The sequence below is a fragment of the Bradyrhizobium sp. WBAH42 genome, from assembly GCF_024585265.1.
GTDB lineage: Bacteria > Pseudomonadota > Alphaproteobacteria > Rhizobiales > Xanthobacteraceae > Bradyrhizobium.
In genome coordinates, this window is sequence record NZ_CP036533.1 from 5868475 (window position 1) to 5886945 (window position 18471).

Annotated in this window: 20 protein-coding genes; 9 read left to right on the top strand and 11 right to left on the bottom strand. The window is 64.9% G+C overall.

All coding sequences use genetic code 11. The features are described from left to right. Nucleotide 1 precedes the first annotated feature (1 nt). The 7 genes from DCG74_RS27540 to DCG74_RS27570 all read right to left on the bottom strand — a co-directional run bounded on the left by DCG74_RS27540 (nucleotide 2) and on the right by DCG74_RS27570 (nucleotide 3550). Nucleotides 2-451 carry a hypothetical protein gene (locus DCG74_RS27540; RefSeq protein ID WP_172783267.1) on the bottom strand — a complete coding sequence of 150 codons (450 nt, stop codon included), beginning with the start codon at nucleotides 449-451 and terminating at the stop codon, nucleotides 2-4. Nucleotides 452-626: 175 nt separating this feature from the next. Further along, nucleotides 627-908, bottom strand: coding sequence for a hypothetical protein (locus DCG74_RS27545; RefSeq protein ID WP_172783266.1), 282 nt, complete (start codon nucleotides 906-908; stop codon nucleotides 627-629). Nucleotides 909-920: 12 nt separating this feature from the next. Then, the gene (locus DCG74_RS27550) at nucleotides 921-1382 is read right to left on the bottom strand and encodes a curlin (RefSeq protein WP_172783265.1); all 462 of its coding nucleotides are present in this window, start codon (nucleotides 1380-1382) and stop codon (nucleotides 921-923) included. Between the two features lie 45 nt (nucleotides 1383-1427). Further along, nucleotides 1428-1838, bottom strand: a complete 411-nt coding sequence (locus DCG74_RS27555; protein ID WP_172783264.1) for a curlin — start codon at nucleotides 1836-1838, stop codon at nucleotides 1428-1430. 25 nt (nucleotides 1839-1863) lie between these two features. After that, nucleotides 1864-2256 carry a curlin gene (locus tag DCG74_RS27560; RefSeq protein WP_172783263.1) on the bottom strand — a complete coding sequence of 131 codons (393 nt, stop codon included), beginning with the start codon at nucleotides 2254-2256 and terminating at the stop codon, nucleotides 1864-1866. A 116-nt stretch (nucleotides 2257-2372) separates the two neighbouring features. Then, nucleotides 2373-2774, bottom strand: coding sequence for a curlin subunit CsgB (locus DCG74_RS27565; RefSeq protein ID WP_172783262.1), 402 nt, complete (start codon nucleotides 2772-2774; stop codon nucleotides 2373-2375). A gap of 134 nt (nucleotides 2775-2908) precedes the next feature. Continuing rightward, complete coding sequence (locus DCG74_RS27570) at nucleotides 2909-3550, bottom strand: response regulator transcription factor (RefSeq protein ID WP_172783261.1); 642 nt, start codon at nucleotides 3548-3550, stop codon at nucleotides 2909-2911. Nucleotides 3551-4135: 585 nt separating this feature from the next. Here DCG74_RS27570 and DCG74_RS27575 point away from each other — a divergent pair. From DCG74_RS27575 to DCG74_RS27595, 5 genes are all read left to right on the top strand, one after another. Continuing rightward, nucleotides 4136-5560: an efflux RND transporter periplasmic adaptor subunit gene (locus DCG74_RS27575; RefSeq protein ID WP_172783260.1), complete on the top strand. Its 1425-nt coding sequence runs from the start codon at nucleotides 4136-4138 to the stop codon at nucleotides 5558-5560. Further along, complete coding sequence (locus DCG74_RS27580) at nucleotides 5557-6279, top strand: ABC transporter ATP-binding protein (RefSeq protein WP_172783259.1); 723 nt, start codon at nucleotides 5557-5559, stop codon at nucleotides 6277-6279. The genes DCG74_RS27575 and DCG74_RS27580 overlap by 4 nt, the downstream gene beginning before the upstream one ends. After that, nucleotides 6276-7499: an ABC transporter permease gene (locus DCG74_RS27585; RefSeq protein WP_172783258.1), complete on the top strand. Its 1224-nt coding sequence runs from the start codon at nucleotides 6276-6278 to the stop codon at nucleotides 7497-7499. The genes DCG74_RS27580 and DCG74_RS27585 overlap by 4 nt, the downstream gene beginning before the upstream one ends. A 40-nt stretch (nucleotides 7500-7539) precedes the next feature. Next, the gene (locus tag DCG74_RS27590) at nucleotides 7540-7857 is read left to right on the top strand and encodes a response regulator transcription factor (protein ID WP_172783257.1); all 318 of its coding nucleotides are present in this window, start codon (nucleotides 7540-7542) and stop codon (nucleotides 7855-7857) included. Between the two features lie 1179 nt (nucleotides 7858-9036). Further along, entirely contained in the window at nucleotides 9037-10905 is a 1869-nt protein-coding gene (locus DCG74_RS27595) for an alkaline phosphatase family protein (protein ID WP_172783256.1), read from the top strand. A 56-nt stretch (nucleotides 10906-10961) separates the two neighbouring features. Here DCG74_RS27595 and DCG74_RS27600 read toward each other — a convergent pair whose 3' ends face one another. Then, on the bottom strand, nucleotides 10962-11534 hold the full coding sequence (locus tag DCG74_RS27600; protein ID WP_172783255.1) for a hypothetical protein: 573 nt from the start codon (nucleotides 11532-11534) through the stop codon (nucleotides 10962-10964). 391 nt (nucleotides 11535-11925) lie between these two features. On the opposite strand from DCG74_RS27600, the gene DCG74_RS27605 reads away from it, so the two are divergent. Next, nucleotides 11926-12585 (top strand): peroxiredoxin, encoded by a 660-nt coding sequence (locus DCG74_RS27605; RefSeq protein ID WP_172783254.1) that lies wholly within the window; start codon nucleotides 11926-11928, stop codon nucleotides 12583-12585. 114 nt (nucleotides 12586-12699) lie between these two features. Here DCG74_RS27605 and DCG74_RS27610 read toward each other — a convergent pair whose 3' ends face one another. After that, nucleotides 12700-14430, bottom strand: coding sequence for a methyl-accepting chemotaxis protein (locus DCG74_RS27610; protein ID WP_172783253.1), 1731 nt, complete (start codon nucleotides 14428-14430; stop codon nucleotides 12700-12702). Between the two features lie 139 nt (nucleotides 14431-14569). Between DCG74_RS27610 and DCG74_RS27615 the strand changes: the two genes are divergently transcribed. Then, nucleotides 14570-15991: a deoxyribodipyrimidine photo-lyase gene (locus DCG74_RS27615; RefSeq protein ID WP_172783252.1), complete on the top strand. Its 1422-nt coding sequence runs from the start codon at nucleotides 14570-14572 to the stop codon at nucleotides 15989-15991. Nucleotides 15992-16057: 66 nt separating this feature from the next. Beyond that, a complete protein-coding gene (locus DCG74_RS27620) occupies nucleotides 16058-16351 on the top strand; it encodes a histone (protein ID WP_172783251.1) in 294 nt (97 codons plus the stop codon). Nucleotides 16352-16474: 123 nt separating this feature from the next. Here DCG74_RS27620 and DCG74_RS27625 read toward each other — a convergent pair whose 3' ends face one another. Further along, nucleotides 16475-17347 (bottom strand): DMT family transporter, encoded by an 873-nt coding sequence (locus DCG74_RS27625; protein ID WP_172783250.1) that lies wholly within the window; start codon nucleotides 17345-17347, stop codon nucleotides 16475-16477. Between the two features lie 97 nt (nucleotides 17348-17444). Further along, entirely contained in the window at nucleotides 17445-17891 is a 447-nt protein-coding gene (locus DCG74_RS27630) for a hypothetical protein (RefSeq protein ID WP_157280506.1), read from the bottom strand. A gap of 299 nt (nucleotides 17892-18190) precedes the next feature. Here DCG74_RS27630 and DCG74_RS27635 point away from each other — a divergent pair, with 299 nt between their 5' ends. After that, a complete protein-coding gene (locus tag DCG74_RS27635; protein ID WP_172783249.1) occupies nucleotides 18191-18454 on the top strand; it encodes a hypothetical protein in 264 nt (87 codons plus the stop codon). Nucleotides 18455-18471: the final 17 nt, after the last annotated feature.

Genomic DNA, 18471 nt, shown 5'->3' on the forward strand with positions numbered 1-18471 from the left:
CTCAATAGCAGCGCATGATGTTGACGGTGTGCTCGCTGCCGCCGCGGCCGGGCACCGTCACCTGCTCCGTCGGGCAGCTCGGCACATAGGGCCGATCGGACGGCACGACGTTCGGCGGATAACGATGCGTCCAATCCCAGGGCACATCATAGGTGTAGGTGTAGCGAACATCGGCGGAGAGCGACTGGTTCATATCGGCGAAGGGCTGGTTGTAGCCGGCGCCGTCGTAGAAGTAGCCGCCGCCGCCCGGCCAGTAGACCCAGGGCGCGCTGCGGCGGTGGAACCGGGCGCCCGGCCCCACGTGCGGACGGGCCGCGTGCGGCGGGGCGGCTGCTGCTGCGACGCCTGGCGCCGCGGCGCCAGCGGGTCTGGAAAAACTGTCAGCGGAGCTCAGCAGCAGCATAGCGGCGCTGAGCGAGGCGACCAACGCCCCATGTGATCTGGCAATCATGATACGCACCACACTGGTTTGGCTTTGCGAAAGCAGCTCCCCGCGGGGAGGCTAGGCCGGGCCGTCGCCCACCCGCAAACGTATAATTAATTATTGGTTAAGGCACGCGATTAGCCGGGAACCGGGTGCGGCAGAACGCCCGGAATTCGCGTCTGATTTCAGCGACTTCGTCCCGTCAGCGGCCCTGCTGCTTGCGCAGCCAGTCGAGCATGTCCTGCGGGCTTGCGCTGCCCTGTGTCACGATCGCGGTATTGCCGCCGCTGCGGCGATAGACCGTCGTGCGCCCGGGCTCCTTCTCGATCTTGACCTCGGCCTCTGCCGGATCACCGCTCTGCGTGATGACCGAGGTGCCGTTCTCGTCCTGGACCACGGTGGTATGACCGTCGCCGGCCCCGGCCGGCGCCATTGCAACCACGCTCATGAATCCCAGTCCGGATGCGAGCAGAAGCAGCTTCATGTCACACCTCCATCATCGGCCGAACTGGAAGATCGCCAGCCAGTTGAAACGCCCGAACTGCCTCACCGCTCCCGTGTTCATGTCTCCGATCTGGAGCAGGAGCGCGTTGGTCGAATTGCCGATCTGGGTGATCTCGGCGGTGTTGCTAACCCCGGACTGACCGATCACCGCATTGGTGGTGCCGCCGACCTGGATCACATTGGCATAGTTGCGCGTGCCGTTCTGGATGATGGTCGCGTCCACCGTGCCGGTCCCGCCGATCTGAATCACCCGCGCGATGTTGATGCGGCTGTTCTCCTCGATCGTGACAGGCTGAACATTGTCGCCGAACTGCACGACCGTTTCGATGCTGACGTTCCGGTTGGTCACGCTGCGCTGGACCGTCCCGGCGCACGCCTGCGTCGCCGCACCGATGGCGGCGAGCATTGCCGCCAGGGCCAAAACCCGCCTCAGCACCTGACTGCCGCCTCGCATCGCGCTTCCCCGTTCGTTGTCGACACTGACGAGATCGCTCGCGCGTCAGGGGCCGGTCTGGACGATGGTCGAGGCGTTGACGGTGCCGAACTGCGCCACCGTGCCCGCATTCATCGTACCGAGCTGGGATATCAGGCTGGTCGCCGACTGGCCGGCCTGGCCGACATAGGCGAAGTTGTTGACCCCGGTCTGCCCGACCGATGCGGAACTCGTTCCGCCGAACTGCAGGACGCCCGTGGCGTTGTTGCTGCCGTTCTGCGTCACGGTCGCGCTGGTCGTGCCTCCGATCATGAACACGCCCGCCATGTTGAGCTGGCTGTTCTGATTCAGCACGACGGGCGGTCCGCCGACCGAGACGATGGTCTTGATGTCGGCCGTCTGTGCTGTCGCCGAAAGGGCGCTGGCCAGGAACAGAGCGAGCGTTGCGGCGCATGCGCCGCCCAGATGACGTTTCATGACATGCCTCACCACTTCGATCTGCTCACGGCGCCTGCTGGAGAACAGTCGATCCGTTCAGGATCCCGAGCTGTCCGACTCCGGCGGTGTTGTTCGCGCCGATCTGGCCTATCAGGCTCGAATTGGCGCCGCCGACCTGGTCGGTCAGTGCGGTATTGGTTGCGGTCGCAGTGGTGCCGCCCTGCCCGATCACCGCGGTGTTGACCGTGAGCAGCGAGCCCGTCTGCAAGGTGGTCGCGGTATTGGTGGCGCCGAACTGCAGCGTCGTGGCGCTGTTGCTGGTGCCGCCGCTCTGCGAAATGAACGAAGTGTTGGTCGTGCCGAATTGCAGCACGCTGGCCGAGTTGCCGGCCCGGGCATCGGCTGCCGTCAGTGCAGCGAATGCCGCAACCGTTGCAATGAAATAGGTGATCCGCATGTCATGTCCTCCGCGAGAATGAGCGAGCGTCGCAATTGATCGCCCTGCCCGGTTGCGGTGCCGGAATGGCCCGGACGCACCGACCTGGATGCGTCCGGCCCAAACGAACCGTGGCTTCAGTGCGCCGTCTGCGAGACGGTGCTGCCGTTGATGCCGAACACACTGATCTGGCCGACGGCGGCGGCGTTGTTCTGAAGCGCGGCGGGCCCGAACGAGTTCTGGGTGATCGAGCTGCCGTTGTTGCCGAACGCCACCTGGCCGGTGGCCGCCGAGTTCTGCACGCCGACCTGGTTCACCGTGCTGCCGTTGTTGAGCGAGGCCGCGCTGGTGCCCTGCATCGTCGTCGCACTGTTGATGATGCCGAGCTGGCTGGTCGAGGACGTGTCGTTGGTAAGGCCCTGCTGCGAAACGCTCGAAGTATTCACGACGCCGACCTGCACCGTGGTGGAGGTGTTGGCGGCCTGAGCCGCGGAGGACAGAGCGAGCACGGCAACGGATGCAAAAAACAATTTACGCATGGAGTATCCCTTTCTGGCCAAGTTGTCTGACTGGTTTCGGATGCCTTCCCGGAAAAGAGGCCGACATCGTAGGGATGACTCTGAACCGATCCTGGCCTGCGCGACAGACTGCAGTTCATGCTAGTCGCTCCGGACTAGACGCTGCGTGTCGTCTCCGCTTCGCGCCCCATGCTGTCGACCAGCCGCACCACTTCGATCGGCGTACGCAGCTCCAGCTTTCGCATCATCCTGGTGCGATGGACCTTCGCCGTCACTTCGCTCACGCCAAGTCTTGCTGCGATCTGCTTGGCGACGAGCCCTTCGGCCATCAGCAGCATGATCTCGCGCTCTCTCGCCGTCAGCATCTCGACGCGCTGGCGGGCTTCACGCACGCTGTCTTCGCGTTGCAGCCGCCTGCGGTCGCGCTCGATGCCGTGCCTGATGGCATCGAGGATCTCCTGCTCGCGAAAGGGCTTCGGCAGAAACTCCACCGCGCCGCGCTTCATCGCCTCGACCGAGACGCGGACGTCGGAGTAGCCGCTGATGAAGACGATCGGAATTGGCACGCCCATCTCGGCCAGCCGGCGCTGCAGCTCGAGCCCGGTCGGCGACGTGCCGGGAAACCGCACGTCGAGCACGAGGCATGACGGCCCGGGCGAAACGGTCTCGGCGAGAAACTCTTCGGTCGAGGCGAACAGCTTGACCTGATGCCCGGTCTCCTCGCAGAGACTTCCGATCGCGGCTCGAATCTGGGCTTCGTCGTCAACGACGTAAACTGTGGCTTGATCTGAACTCATGGGGCTCCCCGGCTTGGGGCTCGATGAAAAAGCAACGAGCTATCCATTCTTCTTGCAAGCGAGATCAAGGTGCTTGGATGATTCGCGCAGATCGAGCGAAGCGCGTCGGTCCGCCGGTTCGAAGTCATAGGGCCAACACGCGCCGGAGACGAGTGAAGGCGTTCACATATCGGGCTTCGTGATGGGAGGGCTTCGATCTTGCCACCGTCGGCATCGCGGCGGGACGATTTGGAGAATGCGGCAATGCTGCGTCGTCGGATCGCCGGCTGCGTCATGGCATCGCCACCCACGTGCCGACTCGCACGCCTGCTGCTGGCCGCTCTGGCCGGATCAGACGGGACGTTCAGTCAGCTTATCGAGTTCGATACCGCGCGCCTCGTATCGATACGCTCGGTATGCATCCCGATCAAATCACGAAAAGTAGCACCCCACCTGCTTTACTACTGGATGACGAGGCGCACCCGACCGTCAGCCCGGCGAGGACGACATACTGACATTCGATACGACTTTCCATACTTTACAACCATAGCGAGCGTGCCACTTTTTCCCGATTCCCCGAAGTCATTTCAATCGGCGAGTTTTGATATGCGATTTGTGCCAGCATTTGCCTTGCTCGGAGCTGCGTGCGGCCTCGCTGCGATCTACGCCGGGCCGGGCATGATCGCCGGCGCCGCCGGGAGCGCGGCAGACACGGCGGCTCGCGCCTATGACCAGACCAGGCGGCTGCTGATCCCCTCCACCCGCGAGGTTCCGGCCTACGGGTCGGACGCACCCATGTTCCGCTATGCCTCGATCCAGCGCGGCAGCGTCGAGCAGACCGTCACCGTCACCGGCGCCCTGCAGCCGGTCAAGACGATCGAGGTCGGCTCCCAACTGTCGGGGCAGCTCGCCCGTGTCTATGTCGACTTCAACGACCCCGTCGCCAAGGATCAGCCGCTCGCTCTGATCGATCCGCGCAGCTTTGCAGCCAAGGTCGACGAGGCCAGGGCGTCGCTGGCAGTCGCCAATGCCCTGGTCGACATCGCCAGGGCCAAGCTCGATCGCGCCAGGATCGATCTGCAGAACGCGAGGGGCAGCCGCGACGTGCTCGCGGCCAAGCTCGAGAGCGCGCAGGCGGTGAAGTCCTCGGCTCAGAAGACGCTGCAGCGGAAGCTGGCGCTGCAATCGCAGAACGTGGTGGCGACCACGGCGGTCGACGACGCGCAGACCGAGTTCACCGCGCGCCTCGCCCAGGAACGTGAAGCCGAGATCCTGATGTCCCTCAACTCCTTTTCGGTGGAGGGCGCGCAGGCCGACGTCCGCCGCATCGAGGCGGAGCTGCAGCAGGCTCGCATGGCGGTGCCGGAGAAGGCCGCCGTTCTCGCCGCGGCCCAGGCCGATCTCGACCGCACCGTGATCCGTTCGCCGATCGACGGCGTCGTGGTCGGCCGGTTCGTCAACGAGGGGCAGACGCTCGCGGTCGGACTGGAAGCACGCACCACCTTCATGGTGGCGCACCGCCTGGAGGACATGGAGATTCACGCGCAGGTCGATGAAGCCGACATCGGCCGCATCGCGCCCGGGCAGCACGCGCATTTCACCGTCGACGCCTACCCGGACCGCCGCTTCGAGGCGGTGGTGCGCCAGGTGCGCAAGGCGCCGCAGACCCAGCAGCACGTCGTCACCTACACCGTGGTGCTGGCGACCGCCAATCTCGACGGCGCGCTGCTGCCGGGAATGACCGCCCTGGTGAAGATCGTCATCGAACGCCAGGACGACGTGCTGAAAGTGCCGCTCGCAGCGCTGCGGTTCCAGCCGGCCGGCACACGGCCGGACGCCGCGGCACGTAGCGGCGTGTGGGTGCGCACCGCCGGCGGCGCGCTGCAGCGCGTCGCGGTGACGGTCGGCGCCGCCGGCACCGAGCAGGTCGCGCTCCGGAGCGGCGACCTCGTCGAGGGCAGCGAGGTCGCCGTCGGCCAGGCCATCCGCCCGGCCGGCATGGAAATTCTCGGCATCAGGTTCGGATCATGACCGCCTCGCCCCTCATCAGCCTCCAGTCGGTCAGCAGGACCTATCGCACCGAGGGCGTCGCGGTGGCGGCGGTGCGCAATGTCAGCTTCGATATCGCGCAAGGCGAGATCGTCGCGGTGATGGGGCCGTCCGGCTCCGGCAAGTCGACGCTGATGAACATGATCGGATTGCTCGACCTGCCGAGCGAGGGCGCGGTCTATCTCCAGGGCGCCAACGTCGCCGATCTCACGGAAGATCGCCGGTCGTCCCTGCGCGCCCGCAGCATCGGCTTCGTGTTCCAATCCTACAATCTGCTCGCGCGCCACGATGCCATCGAGAACGTCGCACTGCCGCTGGTCTATTGCGGCATCGCGCGCAAGGAACGGCTGGCGCGCGCGGAAGCGAGCCTTCAGGCCGTCGGCATGCTGCACCGGGCCCATCACTTCCCGCGGCAGCTCTCCGGCGGCGAGCAGCAGCGCGTCGCGATCGCGCGCGCACTGATCGCCTCCCCGCTGATCGTGCTCGCCGACGAGCCGACCGGCGCGCTCGACAGCCGCACCGGTGCCGAGATTCTCTCCCTGTTCGCCGCGCTCAACCGGACCGGCCAGACCATCGTCATGATCACCCACGATCCCGGCATCGCGACCCAGTGCCGGCGCACGATCCACCTGCATGACGGTGAGCTCGTCAACGATGAAACGGTGGCGGAGCTGCTGCCGAGACGGAGCGCTGCGTCATGACGATACTCCAGGGCTTTCAGATCGCGTTGCACGCCCTTCGCCTCAATCCGCTGCGCAGCTTCCTCACCATGCTCGGCATCGTGATCGGGGTCGCCTCGATCGTGACGGTGTTCGCGATCGGCGCCGGCGCGCAGCTGCGTCTGCAGGAGCAGATCCGTTCGATCGGCGCCAACGTGCTGATGATCACCCCCGGCGCGGTCTATCAGGGCGGCGTGCGTCTCAAGGACGGCAGCAAGCTGACGATGACCGAGAGCGACGTGCAGGCCATTCTCGAGCAGATCCCGGAAATCCAGGCCGCGGCCGGCTCCATCGCCGGGACGGCGCAGGTCATCCACGAGGGCAAGAACTGGAACACGACGATCAACGGCACGACCACCGGCCACTTCATGGTGCGCGACTGGCAGCTCGCGGCCGGGCGCTATTTCTCCGCCACCGAGGAAGCCGGCGCCGGCAAGGTCGTGATCCTCGGAAGCATGGTCGCGCGCGAGCTGTTCGCACCCGGCGACGATCCCATCGGCGCGCAGATCAGGATCATGAAGGTCCCGCTCGAGGTGGTCGGCGTGCTCGACCGCAAGGGACCCGCTCAGGACGACGTCGCCTTCGTGCCGCTCACCACGGCCAAGCTGCGCTTCCTCGGCAGCGCCAGCAACATCAACCGCGACTCGGTCGCCTACATCATCGCCAAGGTGGCCGCAGACGGTCAGATGGCGGGCGCGCGAGCGGAGATCGAGAACCTGCTGCGGCAGCGCCACCGCATCCCCGCCGGCCAGGACGACGACTTCAAGGTCCAGGATCCCGCCGCCGCCATGGAGGCGCAGCAGGGCGCGATCCGCACCGTCGCGTTGCTGCTCGTCGCCATCGCCTCGGTGTCGCTGCTCGTCGGCGGCATCAGCATCATGAACGTCATGATCGTGTCGGTCACCGAGCGCACCCGGGAGATCGGCATCCGCCGGGCGCTCGGCGGGCGGATGCGCGACATCCGTCTGCAGTTTCTCTGCGAAGCGCTCGTCCTTTGCCTGCTCGGCGGTGCCATCGGCGTCGCCGGCGGCATCACGCTCTCGATGACGGTCGCCCGCATGGCCGGGTGGGTCACCTCGATCGACGGCCAGGCGATCGGCCTGTCTCTCGTCTTCTCGATCGCGACCGGCCTCGTCTTTGGTTTTTATCCAGCTCACAAGGCGTCCAAGCTGAGTCCGATCGAGGCGCTCAAGACGGAGTGAGAGCATGCCGGGATGTTCGCAAAGGCCAGGGAAGGCAGCCATGAGCTCGGATCCGAAAGATTTGATCGCACCGACACCGCGCGAACGGGAGCTGATGACGCTGATCGCGCGGGGGATGCAGAACAAGAACATCGCCTACGAGCTCAACATCTCGGAGAACACGGTGCGGGCGCACATCGGCAACATCATGCGCAAATACCGGCTTCAGAACAGAACGCAGATCGCGATCGCCTTTGCCCTGCACACCGCGCCGTCGTCGCTCCGCCGCGATCTCGCCAAGACCGAGCTCTTTCCGGCCGCGACGAAGCCGGCGCAGGCCCTTGCACCCAATCCACGGGCGCAGACCGCGCCGGATTGAATGGTTGCGGCCACAATCCCTTGCGCTGCCCGACGGGCAAAACACCCAATTCATAGGTCAACGCATGCGGTTGAAAATATTCCACTTTACCGAAATTCGGAAACGGCGTACGTGTCGGCTCAACCCGGCCCAAGGAAGAGGGGCGTATCGCGATCGTCACGAACGCGGGCCGGGCGGCGGTGGACGCGGATGGCGTCGGCGCGAACGGCTTTGCAGGGCGGGCAACCGTGAGCGAGGTCGTCGCGCATACGACCGGTGCCATCAGCGTACGGCAAAATCGTGTGGTCCTGACGCCCGGGGTCTGTGCGTCAAGTCTTGTGGTGATGTGGTTGCCCGACCGGGCGATGCGCATCAGCCATCCGCAAGGCGACGGGGGCAATAGTGCATCGCTCCCCGGGGAGAGCGCGACATAAGCCGTAAAACCACTGCGCAGGGAAGGCCGGATGTTTGGCTTCACCTGTATGCCGCTGTGCAAATTCTTGTTGCCACCTTTCGCACAGTGGACCGTGGGTGCCCGGCCGGCACCCGGTCTTCCCTGCGCCCTCTTTCAATTGAGGGTGAGACGACGAGCAAAGCTCGGGCGAAATGCGCCGCGAGGACGCGGAAGCGCGTCTGCAACGACACACTCGCTGTCATCGCCCGGTTTAACCGGGCGATCCAGTACTCCGAGACAGTTATGGCTCAATCGATAGGCCGCGGCGTACTGGATTCCCCGCCTTCGCGGGGAATGACAGTAGCATTTGGAAAGCGATTTTCCTGCCACACCCCGTCATTGCGAGCGCAGCGAAGCAATCCAGGGTCTTTCCGCGGATGCATTCCTGGATTGCTTCGCTGCGCTCGCAATGACGATGTTGAGGCGGGTGTGCGCCAAAACTCCCGCTCGCGTGCCCCGGACCAGCGCAGCGCCTCCCCGGCGATGCGAAGCATCGTCCGGTGCGGCGGTGCGCTGCAGAGCCGGGGCCCACGCAGCAGCGAGCGACGTCGCCTGCTGGGTCCCGGCTCTGCGCCGCATCGCTTGCGCGCTGCGTCGCGTCCGGGACACGAGCGTGACGCTATCACCCCCTCCCCAACCCTCCTGCATCGGCCGGGGCCCTTGTAACAAAACCGTCATGCAGCGAAACTAAACGAAGCTGCGAGCCGCCAGCGCGGCCATGCCGCCTCACTGCAGGAGAGACCTTGATGCGCCGTTCACTGGTGTTGCTGTCCGCCGGACTGGCCGTGCTGTCCACCGGACTTGCCTCCGCCCAGAACAACACGCCCCGCAACCTGATCCTGTTCATTCCGGACGGTCTGCGCGCGCTGAAGGTCACCCCGGAGACGACGCCCGCGATGGCCGAGGTTCGCGACAAGGGCGTCAACTTCAAGAACCCGCATTCGCTCTTTCCCACCTTCACCATGGCCAACGGCTCGGCGATGTCGACCGGCCATTATCTCGGCGACACCGGCGTGTTCTCCAACACGATCTGGACCAACTACACCTCAGTACCCGCCGGCGACACCGTGGTTCCCTTCATCGAGAACGACGCCGTGCTCGGCGATATCGACGAGCATTTCAAGGGCGACTACCTCAACGAAGAGACCGTTCTGAAGATGGCCCGCGACAAGGGGCTGAGCACCGCGGCGATCGGCAAGGTCGGCCCGACCTACCAGTTCGACCACACCGATAAGCCTGAGAAGCCCGGCCTGCACTCGATCGTGTTCGACGATTCCACCGGGGGCAAGAACGGCGTGGCACTGTCGGACGAGGTGAAGGACGCTTTGACCAAGGCCGGCCTGCCCCTCGCCACGCCGCCGCGCGGCGACAATTCCAAGGCGGGCGACGCCAAGACGCCGGGCACCACTGTCGCCAACGTCGCGCAGCAGGCCTATTTTGCCGACGTCGCCACCAAGGTGGTGTTGCCGATGTTCAAGGCGCGCAACAAGCCCTTCGTGCTGGTGTTCTGGTCGCGCGACCCCGACGGCAGCCAGCACAACACCGGCGACAGCCTCAACCAGATCATGCCGGGCATCAACGGCCCGACCTCGATGGCCGGCATCAAGAACGCCGACGCCAACCTCGCCCAGCTCCGCAAGGGGCTCGACGAACTCGGGCTCGCGGCCTCGACCAACATCATCGTCTCGGCCGACCACGGCTTCTCGACCATCTCCAAGGAGAGCAAGACCAGCCCGTCGGCCAAGGTCAGCTATGACGATACGCCCAAGGACTTCCTGCCGATGGGCTTCCTGGCGCTCGACCTTGCGAAAGTGCTCGACCTGCCCTTGTTCGATCCCAACGACAAGAACGTGAAGATCGAAGGCAACAAGCATCCCAAGGCCGGCAACGGCGTGCTCGGCAAGGATCCCACCAAGCCGGACCTCGTCGTCGCCACCAATGGCGGCTCGGACCTGATCTACCTGCCGAACAAGGACAAGAAGCTCGCCGCGAAGACCATCAAGGCGCTGCTCGAGCAAGACTACGTCTCCGGCCTGTTCGTCGAGGATTCGCTCGGCCGCTTCCCCGGGACGCTGCCGCTGTCGAGCATCAATCTGCGCGGCAAGTCGGCGACCCCGACGCCGTCGATCGTCGTCAACTTCCGCTCCTATGCCAGCGATTGCGGCGAGGCGCCGACCAATTGCTCGGTGCAGGTCGCCGACACCGTGCTGCGCCAGGGCCAGGGCATGCATGGCAGCTTCAGCCGCGGCGATACCATGAACTTCATGGCCGCCATCGGTCCGGACTTCAAAGCCGGCTATGTCGACGAGATTCCGGTCAGCAATGCCGATGTCGGCATGACGGCCGCGCAGCTCATGGGTTTGCGCAGCTCGCACAATGGCGGCCTGATCGGCCGCGTGATGTCCGAGGCCATGCCCAATGGCATCGTGCCGAAGGCCTATGCCGGCACGGTGAAGTCGAAGCCCGCCGAGGGCGGCCTCGTCACCGTGCTGAACTTCCAGCGCGTCGGCAGCCAGCGCTATTTCGATGCCGCTGGTTTCCCGGGCCGCACGCTGGGGCTCGAGGTGGACAAGCTTGGATTGGAGGACCGCAAACAAAAAACGGCGGGGAAATAACCCCGCCGTTCCCTCGCGTCCTCACGTGAGGCGCAAAATCTTACATCCCCAAAATCTTACATCCCAATGTCGAACACGTTCGGCAATTGGCCCGCCAGAGGCAGTGCAGTGGCGCCCAGGAAGGTCGCCACCATCGCCATCAGGCGACGGTTGTTCTGGCGCTTGCCGCGCATCTGGCCGGCAATCCACTCCAGCATCTCGCTATTGACCTTGGAGGCATAGGACGGCGCCCAGCTCTCGATCTCGGTGTCAGCCGACAGCGCGACGCTGCGCGGCGGCACCTTCAGGCCCGAGGCGCTGGCGGCATAATGGGCGACCGCCTTGGCAAGCAGGTCGTCGAACCGGCCGCCGTCGGTGCGTTCGGTCGCGGCCTCGTTGATCTCGAACAGAACTTCGGCCTCGGCGCGGCTGACCGGCTGGTCGTTGACGGCGGTCGCGGTGAGGATGCGCATGCACCAGGCGGTGTCATCGGCATCGAGCGAGCGGGAGAAATGCACCCTTCCCTTGGTGGTCGGGCCTTCGCCCGTGATCACGCCGTCACGCACGATGGAGAGGGCATGGGCTGCGGTATCGCGGCAGGACGGCACGAGGGACGACGACTCGGTAGGCTTAGGCGCAGCGGCAGACATAGTTCACTTCCAGACTTCTTCTGATCGACCAGCATTTTCATGCCGGCGTAAAGGGGTGGTTAACGATTCGATACGGGGATCGCGACTTTTCTAGATGGTTGCCAATTGGTCGCTATCAGGACCAATCTGGTTCTAGACGCGCCGGGCAAGCGTGATGAAAGTCATAAAAGGCATTATCGGGGCAATCGAGCCCGGGCGGCTCCGGTGGAGATGTTTCGTCGCAGGCGCCGCTGTAACAGAAAGTTGCTGGGAAATCGGCCCTTCGAAGAAAGAATTCACATTTTACTTGAGGTGGTTCACTTGGCGTTCACTTGGGCCGGCCAAGGGCTTATAATGGCTCCGATGGCCGAAGGTGTATTCTTCAGTAAATTCAACGAGATGAGGTAGAACCATGACACTTCCGATCGGCGCCACCGCCCCCGACTTCGAAGCCGAGACCACCGAAGGGAAGATCAAGTTCCACGACTGGATCGGCAACAGCTGGGCCCTCTTGTTCTCGCACCCGAAGGACTTCACGCCGGTTTGTACGACCGAGCTCGGCGCTCTCGCCAAGCTGAAGCCGGAGTTCGACAAGCGCGGCGTCAAGCTGATGGGCCTCTCGGTCGATCCGGTCGATCGCCATGCCAAATGGTCGGATGACATCAAGGAGACCCAAGGCGCCGCGCCCAACTACCCGATGATCGGCGACATCGATTTCAACGTCTCCAAGCTCTACGAAATGTTGCCGGCCTCGACCTCGGGCGATCCCCTCACCCGCACGCCGGCCGATAACCAGACCGTCCGCAACGTTTTCATCATCGGGCCGGACAAGAAGATCAAGCTGGTGCTGGTCTATCCGATGACGACGGGTCGGAACTTCCAGGAGATCCTGCGCGTCATCGACTCGCTCCAGCTCACCGCCAAGCATCGCGTCGCCACCCCGGCCGACTGGTCGCAGGGCGAGGACGTCATCATCGCGGGCTCGGTCTCCAACGACGAGGCCAAGACGATCTATCCGCAGGGCTGGAAAGAGCCGAAGCCCTACATCCGCATCGTCCCGCAGCCTAAATGACTTTTGGCGGTCGCGGATAGCGACCGCAAAAAGTCATCCCGGGGCGATGCGTCAGCATCGAACCCGGGATCTCGAGATTCCTGGGGTCCAACGGACCGCCTCGACTGCGTGGAATCAGGCCGCGTGCACGCGGTCGAGGAAGCTCTCGACCTCGGCCTTCAGATGCAGGCTCTCGCCCGACAGCGCCTGGGCGGAAGCAAACATCCGGCTCGACGTCTCGCCCGTCTCGCTGGCGCCCTTGGCGGCGTGACGGACATTGACCGCGACATCGGCCGTGCCTGACACCGCCGCGCGCACGCTGGCCACGATGTTGTGAGTCGCGCTTTTCTGTTGCTCGACCGCGGCCGAGATCGAGCCTGCGATGCCGCTGATGCGCTCGATGGTCTGGCTGATCGCCTTGATGGCGGCGACCGATTCCTCGGTCGCAAGCTGCATGCTCTCGATCTGGCTCGATATCTCGTCGGTCGCCTTCGCGGTCTGGCCGGCGAGCGTCTTGACCTCCTGAGCCACCACCGCGAAGCCGCGGCCGGCATCGCCCGCGCGTGCGGCCTCGATGGTCGCATTCAGCGCCAGCAGATTGGTCTGCTCGGCAATCGAGGTGATCAGCTTGACGACGTCGCCGATGCGCGAGCCGGCTTCCGAGAGCTGCGCAATGCGCTGGTCGGTCGCTTCGGCCTGCCGCACCGCCTCGGCGGAGATCTCGTTCGATTCCTGCACCCGGCGGGTGATCTCGGAGATGGATTGGGACAATTCGTCGGAAGCCGACGCCGCCGAACGCACATGCTCGGAGGCGCTTTCGGAAGCTCCCGCCGACTGCGCCGACAGATCGGCCGTGGAGCGCGCGGCGTCGGTGAGTTGTCGCGCTGCGCGCTCGAACTCGCCCGACGATGCCAGCACCTTGTCGAGAATGCCGCCGACACTGCCGCGGAACCCCTCGACGAAGTTGCGCAGCTCGGCCTTGCGCTGCTCGGCTGCGGCGGCGGTTGCCGCCGCCTGCTCGCTGCGCATGCGCGCCCGCTCCTGCGAGTTGCTCTTGAACACCGCGACCGTGCGGGCGATCTCGCCGATCTCGTCGGCCCGGTCCTCGCATTCGATCGCGACGTCGCCCTGGCCGTTGGCAAGCGCGGTGAGCGAATGCGTCACCGAGGTCAGCGGCCGGGTGATGCGGCGGACGACCAGCAGGGTCAGGACCAGCACCAGAAGCGCGGCAAGCCCGGCGGCGGCCGCCATGCTCTCCATCGCCTGAGACAGCATGCCCTCGAACTGCGCCATGGGGATGCCGACATAGAGAATGCCGGCGACCTTGCCGGTACCATCCGCAATCGGGAAATAGGCGGTCATGAACGTCTTGCCGAACAGCGTGGCCGGCCCCTTATAGGCCTCGCCCCGGCGCAGCGGGGCCTGCCCGGGATGATCCGCGGCAAGCTGGGTCCCGACGGCGCGGTCGCCATTTTCCTTTTTCACGTTGGTCGAGCGGCGGACGAACTGCCCGCTCGCCGCGTCGAACACGAACAGGGTCGCGTTGCCGCCGACATAGGACACCGACCGATCGACGATGGCGTGATCCTTGAGGTCGGGCATTTTTGGGATCTCGGCGCGGACCACCGCGCCGTCCCGGATCGTGATCTTGGCTTCGGGAACGGTCTCCGCAAAGGCCAGCGCCAGCGTGCGCAGATTGATCTCGATGTCGCGCAAGGCGCGGTCATTGAACGCGGATGTCAGCGACCAATAGCCGGCGCCGACCACCAGCGCCGTGTTCATTGCGATCAGCAGCACCGCGCACAGGACGGCCTTGGTGCCGAGCTTGAACCGCGGCAGGAACTTCGCCGTTAGAAGATTGGACATGGATGGAATGACCCCCGTAATTCCTGCATATTCGTGCAATTGACTTACGGCCGCATTAACGGCGGTTCCCGCCGCCGCGCGCGGTACGGTTTCCAATTGGTAAACGAGGCCCTCCCTGACCCCGCCAAGTCAGCCATCCATGATCGTCTGGTTTCGCGACGATCTCCGCCTGTCCGACCACCCCGCCCTCCACGCCGCCGCCAAGTCCGGAGCGCCGGTGCTTTGTCTCTATGTACTGGACGAGGCGGCGGGGCGAGCGCCAGGCGGCGCGGCACGCTGGTGGCTGGCGCAGTCGCTGCGATCGCTCGGTGCCGAGATCGCCGCGCGCGGCGGCTCGCTCGTCCTGCGCAGGGGATCGGCGGCCAAGGTGATCCCAGAGCTGGCGCAAGAGAGCGGCGCCCGCGCCGTCTATTGGAACGAAATCGCGCAGGCGCCTCATCAGGCCGTCGAGCGACAGCTCGAAGCGGCCCTGGCTAAGCTCGGCACGCACGCGCAAAGCTTTCCCGGCGACCTGCTGGTCCCGCCCGCGGCGATCCGCACCAAGGACGGCCGGGGCCTGCGCGTGTTCACTCCGTTCTGGCGCCGCGTGCTGGCGCTTGGCGACCCGCCCAAGCCCCTGCCCGCGCCGAAGCAGCTGCGCCCTGCGCCGCGCGTTGCAAGCGATCGACTGGAGGGCTGGAAGCTCGAGCCGACCGCGCCCGATTGGGCGGGTGGCCTGCGCGAGGCATGGACCCCCGGCGCCGCGTCCGCCCATCTTCGCCTGCGCGACTTCCTCAAGCACACTGTTGGAATTTATTCCGGCGACCGCGATCGCCCGGACCGAGAGGGCACCTCACGGCTGTCGCCGCATCTGCGCTTCGGCGAGCTCAGCCCGCGTCAGGTCTGGCACGCCGCCCGGTTTGCCGCGGCGGAAGATCCGGCGCTCGGGCAAGGCGTCGAAAAATTCCTGAGCGAGCTCGGCTGGCGCGAATTCTGCCGCCACCTCCTCCACGATCACCCCAACCTCGCCGCCGAAAACCTGCAGACGAACTTCGATCGCTTTCCTTGGCAGGCCGACAAACAAGCGCTCGCCGCCTGGCAGCGCGGGCGCACCGGATATCCCATCGTCGATGCCGGCCTGCGCGAGCTCTGGCACACCGGGGTGATGCACAACCGGGTGCGGATGGTGGTGGCCTCCTTCCTGGTCAAGCACCTCCTGATCGACTGGCGTCAAGGCGAAGCCTGGTTCTGGGACACGCTGGTCGACGCGGACGCCGGCAGCAATCCTGCCAACTGGCAATGGGTCGCCGGCTGCGGCGCAGACGCTGCGCCCTATTTCCGCGTGTTCAATCCGCAGCTCCAGGGCGAGAAGTTCGATCCTGACGGCGCCTACGTTCGACGTTGGGTTCCGGAACTGAAGGCCCTGCCGGCCAAGCTGATCCACCGGCCCTGGCAGGCGATGCCGATCGAGCTAGCGAGCGCGGGCATCACGATCGGCAAGACCTATCCGCAGCCGATCGTCGATCATGCCAGGGGACGCGAACGCGCGCTCGCCGCCTACGCAAAGATCCGCAAAGGTTGAGCGTCGCTTTGACACAATTTCGAAACCCGCTATCGTCATCGCTCCATACAAACCGTGGGGGACGATATGGACGACGAGAAGCCGATCACCGAACAGGCGATGGAGACGATCACCAGTGCCGTGGAAACGACCAAGGACGCGGCAGTCACTGCAGTCAAGCAGGTGAAGAAAGCCGCCAAGAAGGTCGCGAAGAAAGTAGCGCCGAAGAAGGCAGCCAAGAAGAAGGCCAAGAAGGCTGCGAAGAAGACGACGAAGAAAGCCGCCAAGAAGTCGTCCAAGAAGGCCGCGAAAAAGTCTGCGAAGAAGGCGACCAAGAAAGCCGGCAAGTCGAAGAAGAAGGCCAAGAAGACCAAGCGCTGATCGCACCGTGCAGACGTCTCCGGGTGCGGGCGCGCCCCGGAGACAGCGCACACCTACCCGCGCCGCTTGGCTGCGCGCCGACCCGGATGATGCTCGCGCTCGACCGCAGGGCTGTGCATGCCGTCAGGACCGCCGATTGACGACGAAGACCGCCGTGGCGCAGAGCGCCATGCCCGCAATGGCAATCGCGTCCAGCTTCTCTCCGAACAGCAGATAGGCCATCAGGGCCGTGACGGCCGGAACCAAATAGAACAGGCTCGCGACCGAGGTCGCCGCGGCGTGGCGGATCAGCCAGTACAACAGCCCGATTGATCCGATCGAGAGCGCGACCGCGAGCCAGGCGAGCGCAAGCACGAACTCCTGCGTCCAGTGCACCACGCGATCCTCGAACAGGAAGGCGCCGATCGCGAAGAAAATGGTGACCGCCACGTACTGCACGAGATTTCCGGCGCGCCAGTCGATGTGATTGCAGTAGCGGCGCTGATAAAGCGTGCCGAGCGTGATGCTGACCAGCGAGACCACGGAGGCGAGCCAGCCGAGCCCGGCTTCGCCGGTCATCGGGCGGTTGTGCAGGATCAGCACCACCCCGCCGAGGCCGAGCACGAGCCCGGCCCATTGCAGCGGCGTGACCCGTTCGCCGAGCCAGCGATTGGCGATGGTCGAGGTCAGGATCGGCTGCAAGCCCGGAATCAGCGCCGAAAGGCCGGCCGGAATCGAATGCGCGATCGCAATCGCGGTGCCGCCGAGATAGAAGCCGTGGACGAGGATGCCGGCGACCGCGCTGTGCGCGATGCCTGCGCGGTCCGGCCATTTCGGCCGCGCGATGCCTGCGATGATTGCCATCAACCCGACCACGATCGCCATGCGGATGGCGAGATAGGTCAAGGGATCGGCATTGTTGACGACGTATTTGGTGCCGATGAATCCGGTGCTCCAGAGCAGCACGAACAGAATCGGCGCGGCGCGGGCGGCCAGGGTTTCTTGATTATGGTTCATTGCCGCCCTCATTGCCCGACCGTCGGCCATGCGGCAATGCGAATTTCGTCGTGACGATGCTGCGCTGCGATGGACGATCGCGGTCCGGCTCAGCTGCTCACCATTCTTCCGGACAGGGATTGACGATCTTCCAGAGCTCGACGCCGTTCTTGATCTTTTTCATGTCGGTGGTGAGCCCGCCATTGCGGCGAATCCAGTCCTTCACCGTGTCGGGATAGTAGGACATGAGATCGGAGGTACCCTCGGCGCTAGTGACCTTAATGCCGAAGGTGAACGCCTTGTCGTAATAGGCCTGGTGGAAGCCGAGGCTCGCGCGCGGCGTCACGCAAATCTTGTTCATCGGCACGATGCCGAGCACGAGCGTGCAGGCCGAATTGCAGATGCCGTCGATGATGACCCGCTCGCCCTTCTCGCGCACCCGCTTGTACTTGGCCTTGTACTCCTCGACATAGCCGCCGTGGTCGCGGGTGATGTGCAGCTCGGCGCGAGCCGGCGTGGCAGCGGCGAGGCAGAGCAACAGCAGACTCGGAAGCGTGATGCGCATGGCGAGATGACGGCGAAGGCCTTCAGGAATGCACCTGACACGAGGGACCGGCAAGTGATCCCCAGGTCCGGCGGCAGAATTCTGAACCGAATAGTCTTTGGTCATACTTGTGTGGGGAATTCGTTAAGCATCCCGAAAAGGCCAAAAATGGGCAGCTTTTGGCCGCATGTCCGGCAATTCTGTCACACCCACACGGAAATCTGCGGCATTGGCATTGATTTCGGCCCCCCGAAGCGATGCCCGACCGCTCGAAATTGCTATAACGGCTGACCTATTCGAGCGGGTTCCGGAGAATCGAGATGAGCAAGTTGACGCGTGTAGCCGCGGTTGCGGCCCTGACGGCTGCGGTCCTGGCCCCTGCCCTCGCCGAGGCGCACGGCCGCCACCGGTACCACCGCTCCTACGCCAACCCGCTGCCCTACCCGATCAGCTACCTGCACAATTACGGCCCCGGTATCACCCCTGGCACCTTCGCCTACTATGACGGCCCGGCGACCAACCACTGTTATCGCAGCGCGGCTGCTTATATCGGTCAGGACGGCCGGCGGCACCCCTGCTATTGAGGCGCCGCGGCCGCTGC